The sequence below is a fragment of the Pantoea agglomerans genome (assembly GCF_020149765.1).
Taxonomy (GTDB): domain Bacteria; phylum Pseudomonadota; class Gammaproteobacteria; order Enterobacterales; family Enterobacteriaceae; genus Pantoea; species Pantoea alvi.
In genome coordinates this window covers 860,458-877,999 of the sequence record NZ_CP083809.1, presented here as the reverse complement: position 1 = coordinate 877,999, position 17,542 = coordinate 860,458, and the positions used below count along the sequence as shown (strand labels likewise).

9 protein-coding genes, 1 tRNA gene and 3 rRNA genes are annotated in these 17,542 nt (G+C 57.8%); 7 read left to right on the top strand and 6 right to left on the bottom strand.

All coding sequences use genetic code 11. The features are described from left to right. Window positions 1–312 precede the first annotated feature (312 nt). The 3 genes from mprA (at window position 313) to emrB (ending at window position 3,720) form a co-directional block, all read left to right on the top strand. Window positions 313–843 (top strand): transcriptional repressor MprA, encoded by a 531-nt coding sequence (mprA, locus tag LB453_RS06645; protein ID WP_224481622.1) that lies wholly within the window; start codon window positions 313–315, stop codon window positions 841–843. 146 nt (window positions 844–989) lie between these two features. After that, on the top strand, window positions 990–2,162 hold the full coding sequence (emrA, locus tag LB453_RS06640) for a multidrug efflux MFS transporter periplasmic adaptor subunit EmrA (RefSeq protein WP_103794455.1): 1,173 nt from the start codon (window positions 990–992) through the stop codon (window positions 2,160–2,162). A gap of 16 nt (window positions 2,163–2,178) precedes the next feature. Further along, the gene (gene emrB, locus LB453_RS06635; protein WP_103794427.1) at window positions 2,179–3,720 is read left to right on the top strand and encodes a multidrug efflux MFS transporter permease subunit EmrB; all 1,542 of its coding nucleotides are present in this window, start codon (window positions 2,179–2,181) and stop codon (window positions 3,718–3,720) included. Window positions 3,721–3,802: 82 nt separating this feature from the next. On the opposite strand, the gene LB453_RS06630 is transcribed toward emrB, so the two are convergent. Next, window positions 3,803–4,894 carry a tRNA/rRNA methyltransferase gene (locus tag LB453_RS06630; RefSeq protein ID WP_103794428.1) on the bottom strand — a complete coding sequence of 364 codons (1,092 nt, stop codon included), beginning with the start codon at window positions 4,892–4,894 and terminating at the stop codon, window positions 3,803–3,805. Window positions 4,895–5,054: 160 nt separating this feature from the next. On the opposite strand from LB453_RS06630, the gene trxC reads away from it, so the two are divergent. The 4 genes from trxC to pssA all read left to right on the top strand — a co-directional run bounded on the left by trxC (window position 5,055) and on the right by pssA (window position 10,485). Beyond that, entirely contained in the window at window positions 5,055–5,474 is a 420-nt protein-coding gene (gene trxC / locus LB453_RS06625; RefSeq protein WP_103794429.1) for a thioredoxin TrxC, read from the top strand. Between the two features lie 74 nt (window positions 5,475–5,548). Then, complete coding sequence (locus LB453_RS06620; RefSeq protein ID WP_103794430.1) at window positions 5,549–6,247, top strand: tRNA-uridine aminocarboxypropyltransferase; 699 nt, start codon at window positions 5,549–5,551, stop codon at window positions 6,245–6,247. Between the two features lie 107 nt (window positions 6,248–6,354). Then, window positions 6,355–9,012, top strand: a complete 2,658-nt coding sequence (locus tag LB453_RS06615; protein ID WP_224481621.1) for a bifunctional acetate--CoA ligase family protein/GNAT family N-acetyltransferase — start codon at window positions 6,355–6,357, stop codon at window positions 9,010–9,012. 117 nt (window positions 9,013–9,129) lie between these two features. Beyond that, window positions 9,130–10,485: a CDP-diacylglycerol--serine O-phosphatidyltransferase gene (gene pssA / locus LB453_RS06610; protein WP_224481620.1), complete on the top strand. Its 1,356-nt coding sequence runs from the start codon at window positions 9,130–9,132 to the stop codon at window positions 10,483–10,485. 51 nt (window positions 10,486–10,536) lie between these two features. Here the strand turns inward: pssA and LB453_RS06605 are convergent, their stop codons facing one another. The 5 genes from LB453_RS06605 to LB453_RS06585 all read right to left on the bottom strand — a co-directional run bounded on the left by LB453_RS06605 (window position 10,537) and on the right by LB453_RS06585 (window position 17,087). Continuing rightward, on the bottom strand, window positions 10,537–11,844 hold the full coding sequence (locus LB453_RS06605; RefSeq protein WP_103794433.1) for an MFS family transporter: 1,308 nt from the start codon (window positions 11,842–11,844) through the stop codon (window positions 10,537–10,539). Window positions 11,845–12,054: 210 nt separating this feature from the next. After that, window positions 12,055–12,170 (bottom strand): 5S ribosomal RNA (gene rrf, locus LB453_RS06600). Window positions 12,171–12,262: 92 nt separating this feature from the next. Beyond that, window positions 12,263–15,168, bottom strand: a 23S ribosomal RNA gene (locus LB453_RS06595). A gap of 212 nt (window positions 15,169–15,380) precedes the next feature. Then, window positions 15,381–15,455: transfer RNA gene (locus LB453_RS06590), tRNA-Glu, on the bottom strand. A gap of 90 nt (window positions 15,456–15,545) precedes the next feature. Further along, window positions 15,546–17,087 (bottom strand): 16S ribosomal RNA (locus LB453_RS06585). The 16S, 23S and 5S rRNA genes sit together here with 1 tRNA gene alongside, the layout of an rRNA operon. Between the last annotated feature and the right edge of the window lie 455 nt (window positions 17,088–17,542).

Below are 17,542 nucleotides of genomic sequence, written 5' to 3'. Positions count from 1 at the left end.
AATACCAAAGGTGTGATTGAGTCTGGTCACGAATGGTTAGTTTTGTTATCGTTAGCAGCAAACCTATTCACACAAGTTATTTTTTCTTGCGAAATTATTTAGCCTGCAAAAAGTTTCTTTTCGTTTTGATATCGTGCCCTGCCGCAACAAGCGGCAGAGGGCGAGGGTTTCGTGCCCAGGGTCAGGGAGCGGCCTGGAACCATCTGATGACGACAGTGTGATCTTCTGAACAATTGCGCGGAGTAAAAATGACTACGCTTAATCTGTCACCATCGTTACTATATTAGTTGCAACTAGTGAGGTTTTTTTATAATGGAAAGTTCGTTTACTCCCATTGAACAGATGCTTAACATCCGCGCAAATCGCCACAAAGATTTCCCGCTCCACGAAATCATTCTGACGCGTCTGTGCATGCACATGCAGGGAAAGCTGCTGGAAAATCGCAATAAGATGTTAAAGGCGCAGGGAATTAACGAAACCTTATTCATGGCGTTGATCACGCTGGACGCGCAGGAAAACCAGAGCATTCAGCCCTCCGAGCTGAGCGCCGCGCTAGGCTCTTCGCGCACCAACGCAACGCGCATCGCCGATGAGCTGGAGAAACGCGGCTGGATCGAACGTCGCGAGAGCGATAACGATCGTCGCTGCCTGCATCTGCATCTCACCGAAAAAGGTAATGAGTTCCTGCGTCAGCTGCTGCCGCCTCAGCATCAGAGCCTGCAGTATCTCTGGTCTTCCCTCTCAACTGACGAGAAGACGCAGCTGGAAGGGATTACGCGTAAGTTGCTCAATCGTCTGGACAAAATGGACGAAGATCAGGTCATCGCCTCCCTCTCTCGCTAATAGCAAGAACTGCGACACAATCACCTGTCGAAACCGTTATTTTAATCCCCTTTTATCCGGCCAGCGCCTTGTCGCTGGCTTTTTCGACTCGGGCTCCGTGAAAAGGAACGATCGCGTCCCGGCCTATGAAACAGTTGGAGAGTGACATGAGTGCAACGGCAGAGGCGCAAAGCCCGCAACAGCCAGCCCAAAAAAAGAAGACGCGTAAAAAATTGCTGATTCTGCTGGCGCTGCTTTTTGTGCTGGCAGGCATCGTCTGGGGCGTCTACTGGTTTCTGGTGCTGCGGCATTTCCAGGAAACAGACGACGCCTACGTGGCCGGAAACCAGGTGCAGGTCATGGCGCAGGTCTCGGGCAGCGTCAACAAGGTCTGGTTTGACGATACCGATTTTGTGAAGAAAGGCGACGTGCTGGTTTCGCTGGATAAAACCGACGCCGAACAGGCGTTTGAAAAAGCGCAGACCGCGCTGGCCACCAGCGTGCGCCAGACGCATCAGCTGATGATTAACGCAAAGCAGTATCAGGCGAGCATCGCGCTGCAGCAAACCGCGCTGGCGCAGGCGGAAGCCGATCTGAAACGCCGCGAGCCGCTGGGCGCCTCTAACCTGATTGGCCGTGAAGAGCTGCAGCACTCGCGCGACGCGGTCGCTACCGCGAAGGCGCAGCTCGACGTGGCGGTGCAGCAGTACAACGCCAACCAGGCGATGATCCTCAACACCTCGCTGGAAAATCAGCCGGCGGTGAAACAGGCCGCAGCGGAACTGCGTGATGCCTGGCTGGCGCTGCAGCGTACCGATATCCGCAGCCCGATGGATGGCTACGTGTCGCGCCGCAGCGTGCAGGTCGGTGCGCAAATCAGCACCAGCACGCCGCTGATGGCGGTGGTGCCCGCTACCAACCTGTGGATCGACGCGAACTTCAAAGAGACGCAGCTGGCTGGCGTCCGCATCGGACAGGACGCGACGGTAGTGGCCGATATCTACGGCGACGATGTGGTTTACCACGGCAAAGTGGTCGGCCTGGATATGGGCACCGGCAGCGCCTTCTCGCTGCTGCCTGCGCAGAACGCGACCGGCAACTGGATCAAAGTGGTTCAGCGTCTGCCGGTGCGTATCGAGCTTAACCCGGACGAAATCGCTAAACATCCGCTGCGCATTGGCCTGTCGACGCTGGTGAAAGTGGACACCACGAATAAAGATGGCAGCGCACTCGCCACCAGCGTTCGCCAGCAGGCCGCCTACAGCAGCAATGCGCTGGCGATCGATCTGGCGCCGGTGAACCAGCTGATCACTGAAATCGTTCGCGCCAACGCCGGATGATCACGCGGAGGCTGTCATGGCACAAAAACCGCTAGAAGGCGCGCCGCTGGTCCTGATGACCATCGCGCTGTCGCTGGCGACCTTTATGCAGGTGCTGGATTCGACCATCGCTAACGTCGCGATTCCGACCATCGCAGGCAATCTGGGCGCCTCTAACTCGCAGGGCACATGGGTCATAACCTCGTTCGGGGTGGCGAACGCTATCTCCATTCCGATTACCGGCTGGCTGGCAAAGCGCGTCGGCGAGGTGAAGCTCTTTACCTGGGCGACGATCCTGTTCGCCCTCGCCTCCTGGGCGTGCGGCATGTCGGAAAGCCTGGAGATGCTGATTTTCTTCCGCATCCTGCAAGGTATCGTCGCGGGTCCGCTGATCCCGCTGTCGCAGAGTCTGCTGCTGAGCAACTATCCACCCGCGAAGCGCAGTATCGCCCTTTCACTCTGGGCGATGACGGTAATCGTCGCGCCGATCTGCGGGCCGATTCTCGGCGGCTGGATCAGCGATAACTACCACTGGGGCTGGATCTTCTTTATCAACGTGCCGATCGGCGCGGTGGTGGTGATGCTGACGCTGCAGACGCTGCGCGGTCGCGAGACCCGCACCGAGGTGCGCCCTATCGACGTGGTGGGCCTGGTGCTGCTGGTGGTGGGCATCGGCTGTCTGCAGGTGATGCTGGATCGCGGTAAGGAGCTTGACTGGTTTAACTCCACCGAGATTGTGGTGCTGACGGTGGTCGCCGTGGTGTCGCTGGCGGTGCTGCTGGTGTGGGAGCTGACCGACGACCACCCAATTGTCGATCTGGCGCTGTTTAAGTCGCGCAACTTCACCATCGGCTGTCTCTCTATTAGCCTGGCCTATATGCTCTACTTCGGCTCGATTGTTCTGCTGCCGCAGCTGTTGCAGGAGGTTTACGGCTATACCGCAACCTGGGCCGGTCTGGCGTCCGCGCCGGTAGGGATTATTCCGGTGATCCTGTCGCCCATCATCGGCCGCTTCGCCCACAAGCTGGATATGCGACGGCTGGTGACCTTCAGCTTTATTATGTACGCCGTCTGCTTCTACTGGCGCGCCTATACCTTCGAACCCTCGATGGACTTCGGCGCATCGGCCTGGCCGCAGTTTATCCAGGGATTCGCGGTCGCCTGCTTCTTTATGCCGCTCACCACCATTACCCTTTCGGGACTGGCGCCGGAGCGGCTGGCGGCGGCGTCGAGCCTGTCGAACTTCGTGCGTACCCTGGCGGGCTCAATCGGCACCTCGATTACCACCACGCTGTGGACTAACCGGGAATCGATGCATCACAGCACCTTTACCGAGTCGATTACCCCCTACAACACCAATGCGCAGCAGATGTATACGCAGCTGGAAGGAATGGGGATGACGCATCAGCAGGCCTCGGCCTATATCGCTCAGCAGATCACCAACCAGGGGCTTATTATCTCCGCCAATGAGATCTTCTGGGCCTCGGCCGGGGTGTTTTTGATTCTGCTGGTGCTGATCTGGTTTGCCCGGCCGCCGTTTGGTTCCGGCAGCGGTGGCGGTGGCGGTGGCGCGCACTGATTTTGCCATCGGCCCATGCCACGGGCTTCGGCACAAAGCCTTACAAGAGCAGAAACAAAAACGGGCCTTTCGGCCCGTTTTTTTATGCGTTCTGTCGCCACCATTCGGCAAGCAGAATACCGGTTGCCACCGAGACGTTGAGGCTTTCAACGTTGCCGGTGCCGCCGATGGAGAGGCTGATATCGCCCTGCTGGAACGCGCTGTCGGACAAGCCTTCGCTCTCCTGGCCCAGCACCAGCACCATCTTCGCCGGCAGCTCGGCTTTCGCCAGCGGCGTGCCCTCATGGCTTGACGTGGTAACGATGGTGTAGCCCGCCTTGCGGAACGCTTCCAGACCGGCGGCAAAGCTCTCGCCGCTGATCGCCTGAACGTGTTCTGCTCCGCCTTCTGCGGTACGCACCGCCGCGCCCGACTCCAGCAGCGAGGCGTCGTTCACCAGCAGCCCCTTAACGCCGAAATGCGCGCAGCTGCGCATAATACCGCCCAGGTTGTGCGGGTTGCTGACATCTTCCAGCGCCAGCACGCAATCTTTCTCACCGGCCTGGCTCAGCCACTCGCTGACCGCCATGCCCATGCGTTTTTTGATAATAAAGCAGACGCCGCCGTGGTGTTCAGTGCCCGAGGCTTTCGCCAGCTCGGCATCCTCGACAACGTGATAGGCTTTGCGGTTCGCCGCCAGCCAGCGCAGTGCGTCGCGGAAACGCGGCGTCACGCTCTGCACGAACCAGGCGCGTACGATCGCTTCCGGGCGGCTCTGGAACAGCGCCTGACAGGCGTTTTCGCCGTAGACGCGCGTCTCTTCCTGGCGCTGACGGCGGATCACTTCTGGATCGATAGCCACTTTGCCGCCCTGCTCCGGCTGTTTCTCCTCTGCGGACGTACGCTCGCTCGGCGAACGCGACACGGTACGCCAGGGTGAGAAAGCCTCATCGCTGCGCGGTTTGCGGCTGCCCTCGTCGCTGCGAGGACGGCGTCCGCCTTCATCGCTGCGCGGCTTGCGGCTGGCACCCTCTTCGCTACGGCGGCCAGAGGAACGACGCGAATCTTCCTGACGGGCTGGGCGGCCACCCCCTTTACCGGTACGCGGGTTCGGCGCGCGTGAGCCAGACTCGCCCTCATCTCGCACGTACATCACTTTTACCTTGCCACTTTTGCCTTTAAATTCGTCGTTCATCTGTTCCTCCTGCATTGAGAGCGCGCAGATTACCTGATGTATTAGCGCTTAGCTATCAACTATTGAACCTATTGGACAATCCAGTTTGAGGCCCGTTCGCAACCTTCTCATAATGGGGAATATTTACAAGACTGACACCTGCAAACCCTTTGAGGTAACTATGAATACGGTATGTGCTTCCTGTCAGGCAACCAATCGCGTTCCCCCTGAGCGCGTCGCCGATGGAGCTAAATGCGGCCGCTGCGGCAGCGATCTGTTTAACGGCGAGGTCGCTAACGCGACTGCCGATACGCTGGATAAATATCTGCAGGACGATCTGCCGGTAGTGGTCGATTTCTGGGCGCCCTGGTGCGGACCCTGCGTTAACTTTGCGCCGGTGTTTAAAGATGTGGCGCAGGAGCGCAGCGGCCAGGTGCGTTTCGTTAAGGTCAATACCGAAGCGGAACCCTCGCTGAGCGCGCGTTTTCGCATCCGCAGCATTCCAACCATTATGATCTTTAAAAAAGGCGAGATGGTGGACATGCTGAACGGCGCCATGCCGAAAGCGCCCTTTAATGAATGGCTGGATGAATCGCTGTAAATTCTGAGGTCATGCTCAGCGGGACAGAGCAGCCAGCTTCGATTACACTAACGTTTTACTTCTTCCGCTGAGCCATGACTGATAACGCCGTTCTACGCCTGCGTGCGCAACGCCTTGCCCGCGCCACTCGCCCTTTTCTCGCTCGAGGCAACCGCGTGGTGCGCTGCCAGCGCTGTTTGCTGCCGCAGAAAAACTGCCTGTGCGCCACGATCGCGCCGCAGCGCGCGCGCAGCCGCTTCTGCCTGGTGATGTTCGATACCGAGCCGATGAAACCCAGCAATACCGGGCGGCTGATCGCCGACATTCTGCCGCAAACCGAGGCGTTCGGCTGGTCGCGCACCGAGCCCGATCCGGCACTGCTTAGCGCCGTGGCGCATCCCGACTATCAGCCGATGGTGGTGTTCCCCGCCTCCTATGCCGATCCCGGCCGCGAGGTGCTGAGCGCGCCGCCGCTGAGCGGCAAGCCGCCGCTGTTTATTATGCTCGACGGCACCTGGACCGAGGCGCGCAAAATGTTTCGCAAAAGCCCCTGGCTCGATGCGCTGCCGGTCATGTCGCTTAATGTCACCGCGCCGTCGCGCTATACCCTGCGCGAAGCGCACGGCGAAGGCCAGCACTGCACCGCCGAAGTGGCCGCAGCGCTGCTGGAGCAGGCTGGTGACCTGGCGGCGGCGCAGGCGTTGCAACAGCACTTCGAGCGTTTCCGTCACGCCTATCTCGCCGGTAAACCGCACCATCCAGCGCATCAAGGCGCCATCGCCGAAAGCCTGTAGCGCCTGGGCGGCGCAAATGCTGGTGCGGCTCGCAGCCTGCGATCGTCGCAACGGCAATCTGGTTAAAAAGCGATTACAATCATGCCAGTCGACTTCGGGAGAGTGGGATGAGCCAACGCGGACTGGAAGCGCTGTTACGACCTAAATCCATTGCGGTGATCGGCGCCTCGGACAGGCCGGGACGCGCCGGACACTTTATGATGCGCAATCTGCTGGCGGGCGGCTTTAGCGGCCCGGTGCTGCCGGTGACGCCCAAATATAAAGCCGTCAGCGGCGTGCTTGCCTGGCCCACCATCGACAGCCTGCCTTTTGCGCCCGACCTGGCGGTGATCTGCACCCACGCGAAACGCAATCTCGACCTGCTGCAGCAGCTGGGCGAAAAAGGGTGCAAGGCCTGTATTATTCTCTCCGCGCCCGCCAGCCAGCAGGAAGAACTGAAGCGCTGCGCCGCGCAGTGGCAGATACGCCTGCTCGGCCCTAACAGCCTCGGCCTGCTTGCGCCCTGGCAAGGGCTTAACGCCAGCTTCTCGCCGGTGCCGATTGAAAAAGGCCGCATCGCCTTTATCTCTCAGTCAGCGGCGGTCTCCAACACCATTCTCGACTGGGCGCAGCAGCGCAACCTGGGCTTCTCCTGGTTTATCGCGCTGGGCGACAGCCTGGATACCGACGTCGACGATCTGCTCGACTTTCTGGCGCGCGACGGCAAAACCAGCGCTATTCTGCTCTACCTGGAGCACCTGAGCGACGCGCGACGCTTTGTCTCCGCCTCGCGCAGCGCCTCGCGCAATAAACCTATTCTGGTGATTAAAAGCGGCCGCAGCCATCAGGCGCAGGCGCTGCTCGGCACCCACAGCGGGCTGGACGCCGCCTGGGATGCGGCGATCCAGCGTGCGGGCCTGCTACGCGTCCAGGATACGCATGAGCTTTTCACCGCCGTGGAGTCGCTCAGCCATATGCGTCCGCTGCGCGGCGATCGGCTGATGATCGTCAGCAACGGCGCCGCGCCCGCTGCGCTGGCGCTGGACGAACTCTATGCGCGCAACGGCAAGCTCGCCGCGCTCAGTGAAGAAACGCTGGCGGCACTGGCGGCGCTGCTGCCGGAAGGTGTCGGACGCGGCAATCCGCTCGACCTGAAAGATGACGCCACGCCGCAGCGCTATGTCGACTGCCTGAATATTCTGCTGAGCAGCCATGAGTTTGATGCGCTGATGATCGTCCACGCACCCAGCGCGGTGGCGCCCGCCACCGAATCGGCGCAGCAGATCATTCAGGCTATCGCTGTCCATCCGCGCGGCAAGCAGGTGACGCTGCTGACCAACTGGTGCGGTGAATTTTCCTCGCAGGCGGCGCGCCGCGCCTTTACCCAGGCGGGCATCCCCACCTGGCGCACCCCGGAAGGCACGGTCACGGCGTTTATGCATCAGGTGGAGTATCGCCGCAACCAGAAACAGCTGCGCGAAACCCCGGCGCTGCCCGCCAGCCTGACGCAGGACAGCGCCCAGGCGCATCAGCTCTTGTCGCAGGCGCTGGCGAAAGGCGTCACCACGCTCGATACCCATGAGGTGCAGCCGGTGCTGCAGGCGTATGGCCTGGCGACGCTGCCGACCTGGATTGCCAGCGACAGCCTTGATGCGGTTGCGATCGCCGAGCGTATCGGCTATCCCGTCGCGCTCAAGCTGCGCTCGCCCGATATCGCCCATAAATCGGAGGTGCAGGGGGTTATGCTCTATCTGCGCAACGCCGCAGAAGTGCAGCAGGCGGCCGAGGCGATCGTCGATCGCGTCAGGCAGACGCTGCCGCAGGCGCGCATCGAAGGGCTGCTGGTGCAGAGCATGGCGAACCGCGCCGGCGCGCAGGAGCTGCGCGTCGTGGTGCAGCAGGATGCGCTGTTCGGTCCGGTGATCTTGCTGGGCGAAGGCGGCGTAGAGTGGCAGGCGGACAAACAGGCGGCGGTGGCGCTGCCGCCGCTCAATATGACGCTGGCGCGCTATCTGGTGATACAGGCGATTAAAAGCGGCAAAATTCGCAGTCGCGGCGGGCTCGATACCCTGGATATTCCCGCCCTCAGCCAGCTGCTGGTGCAGGTCTCCAACCTGGTCGTCGACTGCCCCGAGATCCAGCGGCTCGATATTCATCCGCTGCTGGCGGCGGGCAGCGAATTTACCCTGCTGGACGTGACCCTGGATCTGGCACCGTTCAGCGGAGACAACGAAGCGCGGCTGGCGATACGCCCCTACCCGCAGCAGCTGGAAGAGCAGGTGACGCTGAAGGATGGGCAGAGCTGTCTGTTCCGCCCTATCCTGCCCGAAGATGAGCCGCTGCTGCGCGCCTTTATCGCTCAGGTCACCAAAGAGGATCTCTACTATCGCTACTTCAGCGAGATCAACGAGTTCACCCATGAGGATCTCGCCAATATGACGCAGATCGACTATGACCGCGAGATGGCCTTTGTCGCGGTGCGTCAGCAGCAGGAAAGCAGCGAGATTATCGGCGTCACCCGCGCGATTTCCGACGCTGACAATATCGACGCCGAGTTCTCGGTGCTGGTGCGATCCGACCTAAAAGGGCTCGGCATGGGACGGCGGCTGCTGGAAAAGATGATCCGCTATACGCGCGATCACGGGCTGCAGCAGCTCAACGGGATTACCATGCCCCACAACCGTGGCATGATCACCCTGGCGCGCAAGCTGGGGTTTGAAGTGGACGTTCAGCTCGATGAAGGTATCGTCAGCCTGAATTTATCCTTACACAGGGACATCAGCTAACCTTGTAGAGAAAGGTAAAAAATGGCCGACCGCATCAGGTTGATGTTATTATTTACCGTTATGACCCTGATTTGATGGCAAAAGGCCATGCAATGAAACGAGAAGAAGCGCACTGCGATGCTGACTAAATTCAAACGCAATAAGCATCAACAACACCTCGCACAGTTGCCGAAGCTGTCACAGTCCCCTGCGGATGTGTCAACGCTCTACTCGCCTGCCGACTTTCGTCGCACGCTGCTGGAAAAGATCGCCGCGGCGCAGCACCGCATCTGCATCGTCGCTCTTTATATGGAAAACGACGATGCAGGCCGTGCGGTTATGAATGCGCTCTATGCGGCAAAGCGCGCGCGTCCTGAGCTGGATATCAGCATTCTGGTCGACTGGCATCGCGCCCAGCGCGGACGCATCGGCGCGGCGCGCGGCGTCACCAATGCCGACTGGTATTGTGAAATGGCGACGCAGCATGCGGATATCGCCATTCCGGTATACGGGATTCCGGTCAATACGCGCGAAGCGCTCGGCGTGCTGCATCTGAAAGGCTTTATTATTGACGATACGCTGCTCTACAGCGGCGCCAGCATCAACGACGTTTACCTGCATCAGCACGATAAGTATCGATACGACCGCTATCAGCTGATTCGCAACCCGCAGCTGGCCGACACCATGTATGAGTGGATTAACGTCAACCTTAAGCAGTCGGAAGCGGTCAACCGCCTCGACCGCGAAGAGCGCCCTTCCAGCCCGGAAATCAAAAATGAGGCGCGCCAGTTCCGCCAGGATCTGCGCGGCTTCAACTATCAGTTCACCGGCGATGGCCATAATGAAGAGCTGACCGTTACGCCGCTGGTCGGGCTGGGCAAGCGTAGCCTGCTCAACAAAACCATTTTCCACCTGATGCCCTGCACTGAGCAGAAGCTGACCATCTGCACGCCCTACTTCAACCTGCCGGCGATTCTGGTGCGCAGCATTATTCATCTGCTGCGCGAGGGCAAAGAGGTGGAAATTATCGTCGGCGATAAGACCGCTAACGACTTCTATATTCCCCCTGAGCAGCCGTTTAAAATTATCGGCGCGCTGCCCTATCTCTATGAGATCAACCTGCGCCGCTTTATGAGCCGCCTGCAATATTATGTCGATAACGGACAGCTGGCGGTGCGCCTGTGGAAGGATGGCGAGAACAGCTATCACCTGAAGGGCATATGGGTAGATGAAGAGTGGATGCTGATTACCGGCAACAACCTCAACCCGCGCGCCTGGCGCCTCGATCTGGAAAACGCGGTGCTGATCCACGATCCGCTGCAGCAGCTTGCCGAGCAGCGCGAAAAAGAGCTGGCGCTGATTCGCACCCATACTCACGTCGTGAAGCATTTCCGCGAGCTGGAAAGCATCTCCGACTATCCGGCGAAGGTGCGCAAGCTGATCCGTCGCCTGCGCCGTATCCGTATCGATCGTCTGATTAGCCGTATCCTCTGATCTATGGCCTGCGGCGCCGATTGCCGCAGGCCATCCCTTCCCCGCCAGCCTTTACAGCTTAATGCCCTTGCCGCGCCTGTGCAGCAGGAGCGATACCAGGAACGCCAGCGCGCCCATTGCCGATACATACCAGAAGAAGGTAGTCTCGATGCCCTGCTGCTTCATCAGCAGTGCGACATATTCCGCCGAGCCGCCAAAAATCGCGTTTGCAACGGCATAGGAGAGGCCGACGCCAAGCGCGCGCACCTCTGGCGGAAACATCTCTGCCTTAAGAATGCCGCTGATGGCGGTGTAGAAGCTGGTAATCAGCAGCGCCAGCATAATCAGGCAGAAGGCGACTGTCGGACTTTGCACGCTTTGCAGCGCGGTGAGGATGGGAACGGTGCAGATCGCCGCGCCCGCGCCAAAGATCAGCATCGATCCGCGACGACCAATTTTATCGGACAATGCGCCGATAATCGGCTGGATCAGCATAAATACCAGCAGCGCGGCGGTCATCAGGCCGCTGGCGCTTTTCGCGTCCATTCCCGCCGTGTTCACCAGGTACTTTTGCATATAGGTGGTAAAGGTGTAAAAGCTCAGGGAGCCGCCTGCGGTAAAACCCAGCACCATCAGGAAGGCACGCGTATGGTTGCGCAGCAGTCCGGTAATGCTGCCGGCGTCTTTGTGATGACGACTCTGGTTATCTGAGGTTTCATGCAGCGATCGCCGCAGCCAGAGAGCCACCACCGCCAGGATCGCGCCGAGAAAAAAGGGAATACGCCAGCCCCAGCTGCGCAGATCCTCTTCGCTGAGGATAAACTGCAGCACCACCACCGTCAGCACCGCCAGAAGCTGGCCGCCGATAAGCGTAACGTACTGAAAGGAAGCGTAAAACCCTTTGCGTCCTTCCAGCGCCACTTCGCTCATATAGGTTGCGCTGGTGCCATATTCGCCTCCCACCGACAGCCCCTGAAACATGCGCGCCAGCAGCAGAATTGCCGGAGCCGCGATGCCGATACTGCCATAGCCGGGCAGGCAGGCGATGACCAGCGAGCCGAAGCACATCATACACACCGAGATAAGCATCGACTTTTTACGTCCGTGTCGATCGCCGATATAGCCGAACAGCCAGCCGCCGATGGGACGCATCAGAAAGCCGGCAGCGAATACTCCGGCGGTTTGCAGCAGCTGCGTTGTAGTGTCGCCCTTGGGAAAGAAAATATGGGCAAAATAGAGAGAGAAAAATGAATAGACGTAGAAGTCGAACCATTCAACCAGATTACCTGACGACGCGCCGACGATTGCCCAGACGCGTTTCTTGCTGATCCCCGGATCTTCTGCCCCACTGTGGGATGGGCGCGAATCGATTTTGGCCATGCGTTACCTCAGTTTCCTTGCTGATAAGCAGCATTAAAACAATGAGTAAAGCACTTCAACCGTGACAACGGAACGTTCTCGCGGCCGTGCGGCGCTAAATGTGTGATGCGCAAGAGGTTTGGATGTAACGCGTGTAACTGAGAAGGTGTTTTTACGGGCCTGAAAATGCAAAAAACCCTGACCGTGAGGTCAGGGTTATCGCAGTTGGATGCCTGGCAGTTCCCTACTCTCGCATGGGGAGACCCCACACTACCATCGGCGCTACGGCGTTTCACTTCTGAGTTCGGCATGGGGTCAGGTGGGACCGCCGCGCTAAGGCCGCCAGGCAAATTCTGTTTCCGCGCCGCCCGCAGGGCCGCGCAGATATATCCGGTACAAGCTGAAAATCTCGCGTCTCACAAAACGCCTCTGGCGTTGTAAGGTTAAGCCTCACGGGTCATTAGTACCGGTTAGCTCAACGCATCGCTGCGCTTACACACCCGGCCTATCAACGTCGTCGTCTTCAACGTCCCTTCAGGACCCTCAAGGGGTCAGGGAAAACTCATCTCGGGGCAAGTTTCGTGCTTAGATGCTTTCAGCACTTATCTCTTCCGCACTTAGCTACCGGGCAGTGCCATTGGCATGACAACCCGAACACCAGCGGTGCGTTCACTCCGGTCCTCTCGTACTAGGAGCAACCCCCCTCAGTTTTCCAGCGCCCACGGCAGATAGGGACCGAACTGTCTCACGACGTTCTAAACCCAGCTCGCGTACCACTTTAAACGGCGAACAGCCGTACCCTTGGGACCTACTTCAGCCCCAGGATGTGATGAGCCGACATCGAGGTGCCAAACACCGCCGTCGATATGAACTCTTGGGCGGTATCAGCCTGTTATCCCCGGAGTACCTTTTATCCGTTGAGCGATGGCCCTTCCATTCAGAACCACCGGATCACTATGACCTGCTTTCGCACCTGCTCGAGCCGTCACTCTCGCAGTCAAGCTGGCTTATGCCATTGCACTAACCTCCTGATGTCCGACCAGGATTAGCCAACCTTCGTGCTCCTCCGTTACGCTTTGGGAGGAGACCGCCCCAGTCAAACTACCCACCAGACACTGTCCGCAGCCCGGGTAACGGGCCTACGTTAGAACACCAGCCATTAAAGGGTGGTATTTCAAGGACGGCTCCACGCAGACTGGCGTCCACGCTTCAAAGCCTCCCACCTATCCTACACATCAAGGACCAGTGTTCAGTGTCAAGCTGTAGTAAAGGTTCACGGGGTCTTTCCGTCTTGCCGCGGGTACACTGCATCTTCACAGCGATTTCAATTTCACTGAGTCTCGGGTGGAGACAGCCTGGCCATCATTACGCCATTCGTGCAGGTCGGAACTTACCCGACAAGGAATTTCGCTACCTTAGGACCGTTATAGTTACGGCCGCCGTTTACCGGGGCTTCGATCAAGAGCTTCTCCTTACGGATAACCCCATCAATTAACCTTCCGGCACCGGGCAGGCGTCACACCGTATACGTCCACTTTCGTGTTTGCACAGTGCTGTGTTTTTAATAAACAGTTGCAGCCAGCTGGTATCTTCGACTGGCCTCAGCTCCGGGAGCAAGTCCCTTCACCTACGCGCCAGCGTGCCTTCTCCCGAAGTTACGGCACCATTTTGCCTAGTTCCTTCACCCGAGTTCTCTCAAGCGCCTTGGTATTCTCTACCTGACCACCTGTGTCGGTTTGGGGTACGATTTCGTGTTGCCTGGAGCTTAGAGGCTTTTCCTGGAAGCAGGGCATTTGTTGCTTCAGCACCGTAGTGCCTCGTCATCACGCCTCAGTGTAAAGTGAACCGGATTTGCCTGGAACACACACCTACACGCTTAAACCGGGACAACCGTCGCCCGGCCAACATAGCCTTCTCCGTCCCCCCTTCGCAGCAACACCAAGTACAGGAATATTAACCTGTTTCCCATCGACTACGCTTTTCAGCCTCGCCTTAGGGGTCGACTCACCCTGCCCCGATTAACGTTGGACAGGAACCCTTGGTCTTCCGGCGAGCGGGCTTTTCACCCGCTTTATCGTTACTTATGTCAGCATTCGCACTTCTGATACCTCCAGCATGCCTCACAGCACACCTTCGACGGCTTACAGAACGCTCCCCTACCCAACAACGCATACGCGTCGCTGCCGCAGCTTCGGTGCATGGTTTAGCCCCGTTACATCTTCCGCGCAGGCCGACTCGACCAGTGAGCTATTACGCTTTCTTTAAATGATGGCTGCTTCTAAGCCAACATCCTGGCTGTCTGGGCCTTCCCACATCGTTTCCCACTTAACCATGACTTTGGGACCTTAGCTGGCGGTCTGGGTTGTTTCCCTCTTCACGACGGACGTTAGCACCCGCCGTGTGTCTCCCGTGATAACATTCTCCGGTATTCGCAGTTTGCATCGGGTTGGTAAGCCGGGATGGCCCCCTAGCCGAAACAGTGCTCTACCCCCGGAGATGAGTTCACGAGGCGCTACCTAAATAGCTTTCGGGGAGAACCAGCTATCTCCCGGTTTGATTGGCCTTTCACCCCCAGCCACAGGTCATCCGCTAATTTTTCAACATTAGTCGGTTCGGTCCTCCAGTTAGTGTTACCCAACCTTCAACCTGCCCATGGCTAGATCACCGGGTTTCGGGTCTATACCCTGCAACTTAACGCCCAGTTAAGACTCGGTTTCCCTGCGGCTCCCCTATACGGTTAACCTTGCTACAGAATATAAGTCGCTGACCCATTATACAAAAGGTACGCAGTCACCCCACAAAGAGGCTCCCACTGCTTGTACGTACACGGTTTCAGGTTCTGTTTCACTCCCCTCGCCGGGGTTCTTTTCGCCTTTCCCTCACGGTACTGGTTCACTATCGGTCAGTCAGGAGTATTTAGCCTTGGAGGATGGTCCCCCCATATTCAGACAGGATACCACGTGTCCCGCCCTACTCTTCGAGTTCACAGCATGTGTGCTTTCGTGTACGGGAGTGTCACCCTGTACCCTGCGACTTTCCAGACGCTTCCACTAGCACACAAGCTGATTCAGACTCTGGGCTGCTCCCCGTTCGCTCGCCGCTACTGGGGGAATCTCGGTTGATTTCTTTTCCTCGGGGTACTTAGATGTTTCAGTTCCCCCGGTTCGCCTCGCAACACTATGTATTCATGTTGCGATAGTGTGTCGAAACACACTGGGTTTCCCCATTCGGACATCGCCGGCTGTAGCGGTTCATATCACCTTGCCGGCGCTTTTCGCAGATTAGCACGTCCTTCATCGCCTCTGACTGCCAGGGCATCCACCGTGTACGCTTAGTCGCTTAACCTCACAACCCACAGGCGTCTTGCGACGTCGCGGATGTGATTATTGAGAGACTCGAACGCGCTGCCTTTCATTCCTGTTTACGGGGAATGAACGCAGGGCGTCGTTTCAATTTTCAGCTTGTTCCGGATTGTTAAAGAGCAATATCTCAAACTCGACGTTGCCGTCAGTTTTGAGATATTTCGTGGAGACACCTTTCACCTGTCACCAAGCAAGTGGCGTCCCCTAGGGGATTCGAACCCCTGTTGCCGCCGTGAAAGGGCGGAGTCCTAACCGCTAGACGAAGGGGACACGAAAACGCGTCACGACTTCGCAGCCGTCTTGCTCATTACTTTCTATCAGACAATCTGTGTGAGCACTTCGAAAGGCAGTATCTTCAGGTAAGGAGGTGATCCAACCGCAGGTTCCCCTACGGTTACCTTGTTACGACTTCACCCCAGTCATGAATCACAAAGTGGTAAGCGCCCTCCCGAAGGTTAAGCTACCTACTTCTTTTGCAACCCACTCCCATGGTGTGACGGGCGGTGTGTACAAGGCCCGGGAACGTATTCACCGTGGCATTCTGATCCACGATTACTAGCGATTCCGACTTCACGGAGTCGAGTTGCAGACTCCGATCCGGACTACGACGCACTTTATGAGGTCCGCTTGCTCTCGCGAGGTCGCTTCTCTTTGTATGCGCCATTGTAGCACGTGTGTAGCCCTACTCGTAAGGGCCATGATGACTTGACGTCATCCCCACCTTCCTCCGGTTTATCACCGGCAGTCTCCTTTGAGTTCCCGACCGAATCGCTGGCAACAAAGGATAAGGGTTGCGCTCGTTGCGGGACTTAACCCAACATTTCACAACACGAGCTGACGACAGCCATGCAGCACCTGTCTCACGGTTCCCGAAGGCACTAAGGCATCTCTGCCGAATTCCGTGGATGTCAAGAGTAGGTAAGGTTCTTCGCGTTGCATCGAATTAAACCACATGCTCCACCGCTTGTGCGGGCCCCCGTCAATTCATTTGAGTTTTAACCTTGCGGCCGTACTCCCCAGGCGGTCGACTTAACGCGTTAGCTCCGGAAGCCACTTCTCAAGGAAACAGCCTCCAAGTCGACATCGTTTACGGCGTGGACTACCAGGGTATCTAATCCTGTTTGCTCCCCACGCTTTCGCACCTGAGCGTCAGTCTTTGTCCAGGGGGCCGCCTTCGCCACCGGTATTCCTCCAGATCTCTACGCATTTCACCGCTACACCTGGAATTCTACCCCCCTCTACAAGACTCTAGCCTGCCAGTTTCGAATGCAGTTCCCAGGTTAAGCCCGGGGATTTCACATCCGACTTGACAGACCGCCTGCGTGCGCTTTACGCCCAGTAATTCCGATTAACGCTTGCACCCTCCGTATTACCGCGGCTGCTGGCACGGAGTTAGCCGGTGCTTCTTCTGCGGGTAACGTCAATCGACGCGGTTATTAACCACATCGCCTTCCTCCCCGCTGAAAGTACTTTACAACCCGAAGGCCTTCTTCATACACGCGGCATGGCTGCATCAGGCTTGCGCCCATTGTGCAATATTCCCCACTGCTGCCTCCCGTAGGAGTCTGGACCGTGTCTCAGTTCCAGTGTGGCTGGTCATCCTCTCAGACCAGCTAGGGATCGTCGCCTAGGTGAGCCGTTACCCCACCTACTAGCTAATCCCATCTGGGCACATCCGATGGTGTGAGGCCCGAAGGTCCCCCACTTTGGTCTTGCGACGTTATGCGGTATTAGCTACCGTTTCCAGTAGTTATCCCCCTCCATCGGGCAGTTTCCCAGACATTACTCACCCGTCCGCCACTCGTCACCCGAGGAGCAAGCTCCTCTGTGCTACCGTTCGACTTGCATGTGTTAGGCCTGCCGCCAGCGTTCAATCTGAGCCATGATCAAACTCTTCAATTTAAGTTTGATTTGCTTAAACAAGTTAAGCGGTGCTCATCTGTAAAACGTCATAATGAATGTCATTATGTGTCCACTCGTGAGGCTTGATATTTTTTAAGCCCGAAGGCTTTTGATATCTGCTCTCGAGTGCCCACACAGATTGTCTGATAAATTGTTAAAGAGCGGTGCAGTCAGCGACGGAGCCTGCTGCTGCGAGGTGGCGTATATTACGCTACTCTCCTTCGGAGTCAACCACTTTTTTTCAGTGATTTCATCCGGCGACCCGGTTAACCGGCTCTCCTGAACACCGCATTCCGTAAGCCGTTGTGCCGTGTCAGTGGAGGCGCATTATAGGCAGTTCTTTCGGGCTGACAAGCCCTAATTTAAACTTTTTTACTGACCGCTTATTTTCCAGGCGATACGCTGAAAAATGCGTCAAAACTGCGATTTTCAGCATAAAAAAACGGGCCCGCAAG

Bases quoted from the DNA above. Each gene is read 5' to 3' on its own strand.
- mprA (WP_224481622.1), top strand. From the start codon at position 313: ATGGAAAGTTCGTTTACTCCCATTGAACAGATGCTTAACATCCGCGCA.
- emrA (WP_103794455.1), top strand. From the start codon at position 990: ATGAGTGCAACGGCAGAGGCGCAAAGCCCGCAACAGCCAGCCCAAAAA.
- emrB (WP_103794427.1), top strand. From the start codon at position 2,179: ATGGCACAAAAACCGCTAGAAGGCGCGCCGCTGGTCCTGATGACCATC.
- LB453_RS06630 (WP_103794428.1), bottom strand. From the start codon at position 4,894: ATGAACGACGAATTTAAAGGCAAAAGTGGCAAGGTAAAAGTGATGTAC.
- trxC (WP_103794429.1), top strand. From the start codon at position 5,055: ATGAATACGGTATGTGCTTCCTGTCAGGCAACCAATCGCGTTCCCCCT.
- LB453_RS06620 (WP_103794430.1), top strand. From the start codon at position 5,549: ATGACTGATAACGCCGTTCTACGCCTGCGTGCGCAACGCCTTGCCCGC.
- LB453_RS06615 (WP_224481621.1), top strand. From the start codon at position 6,355: ATGAGCCAACGCGGACTGGAAGCGCTGTTACGACCTAAATCCATTGCG.
- pssA (WP_224481620.1), top strand. From the start codon at position 9,130: ATGCTGACTAAATTCAAACGCAATAAGCATCAACAACACCTCGCACAG.
- LB453_RS06605 (WP_103794433.1), bottom strand. From the start codon at position 11,844: ATGGCCAAAATCGATTCGCGCCCATCCCACAGTGGGGCAGAAGATCCG.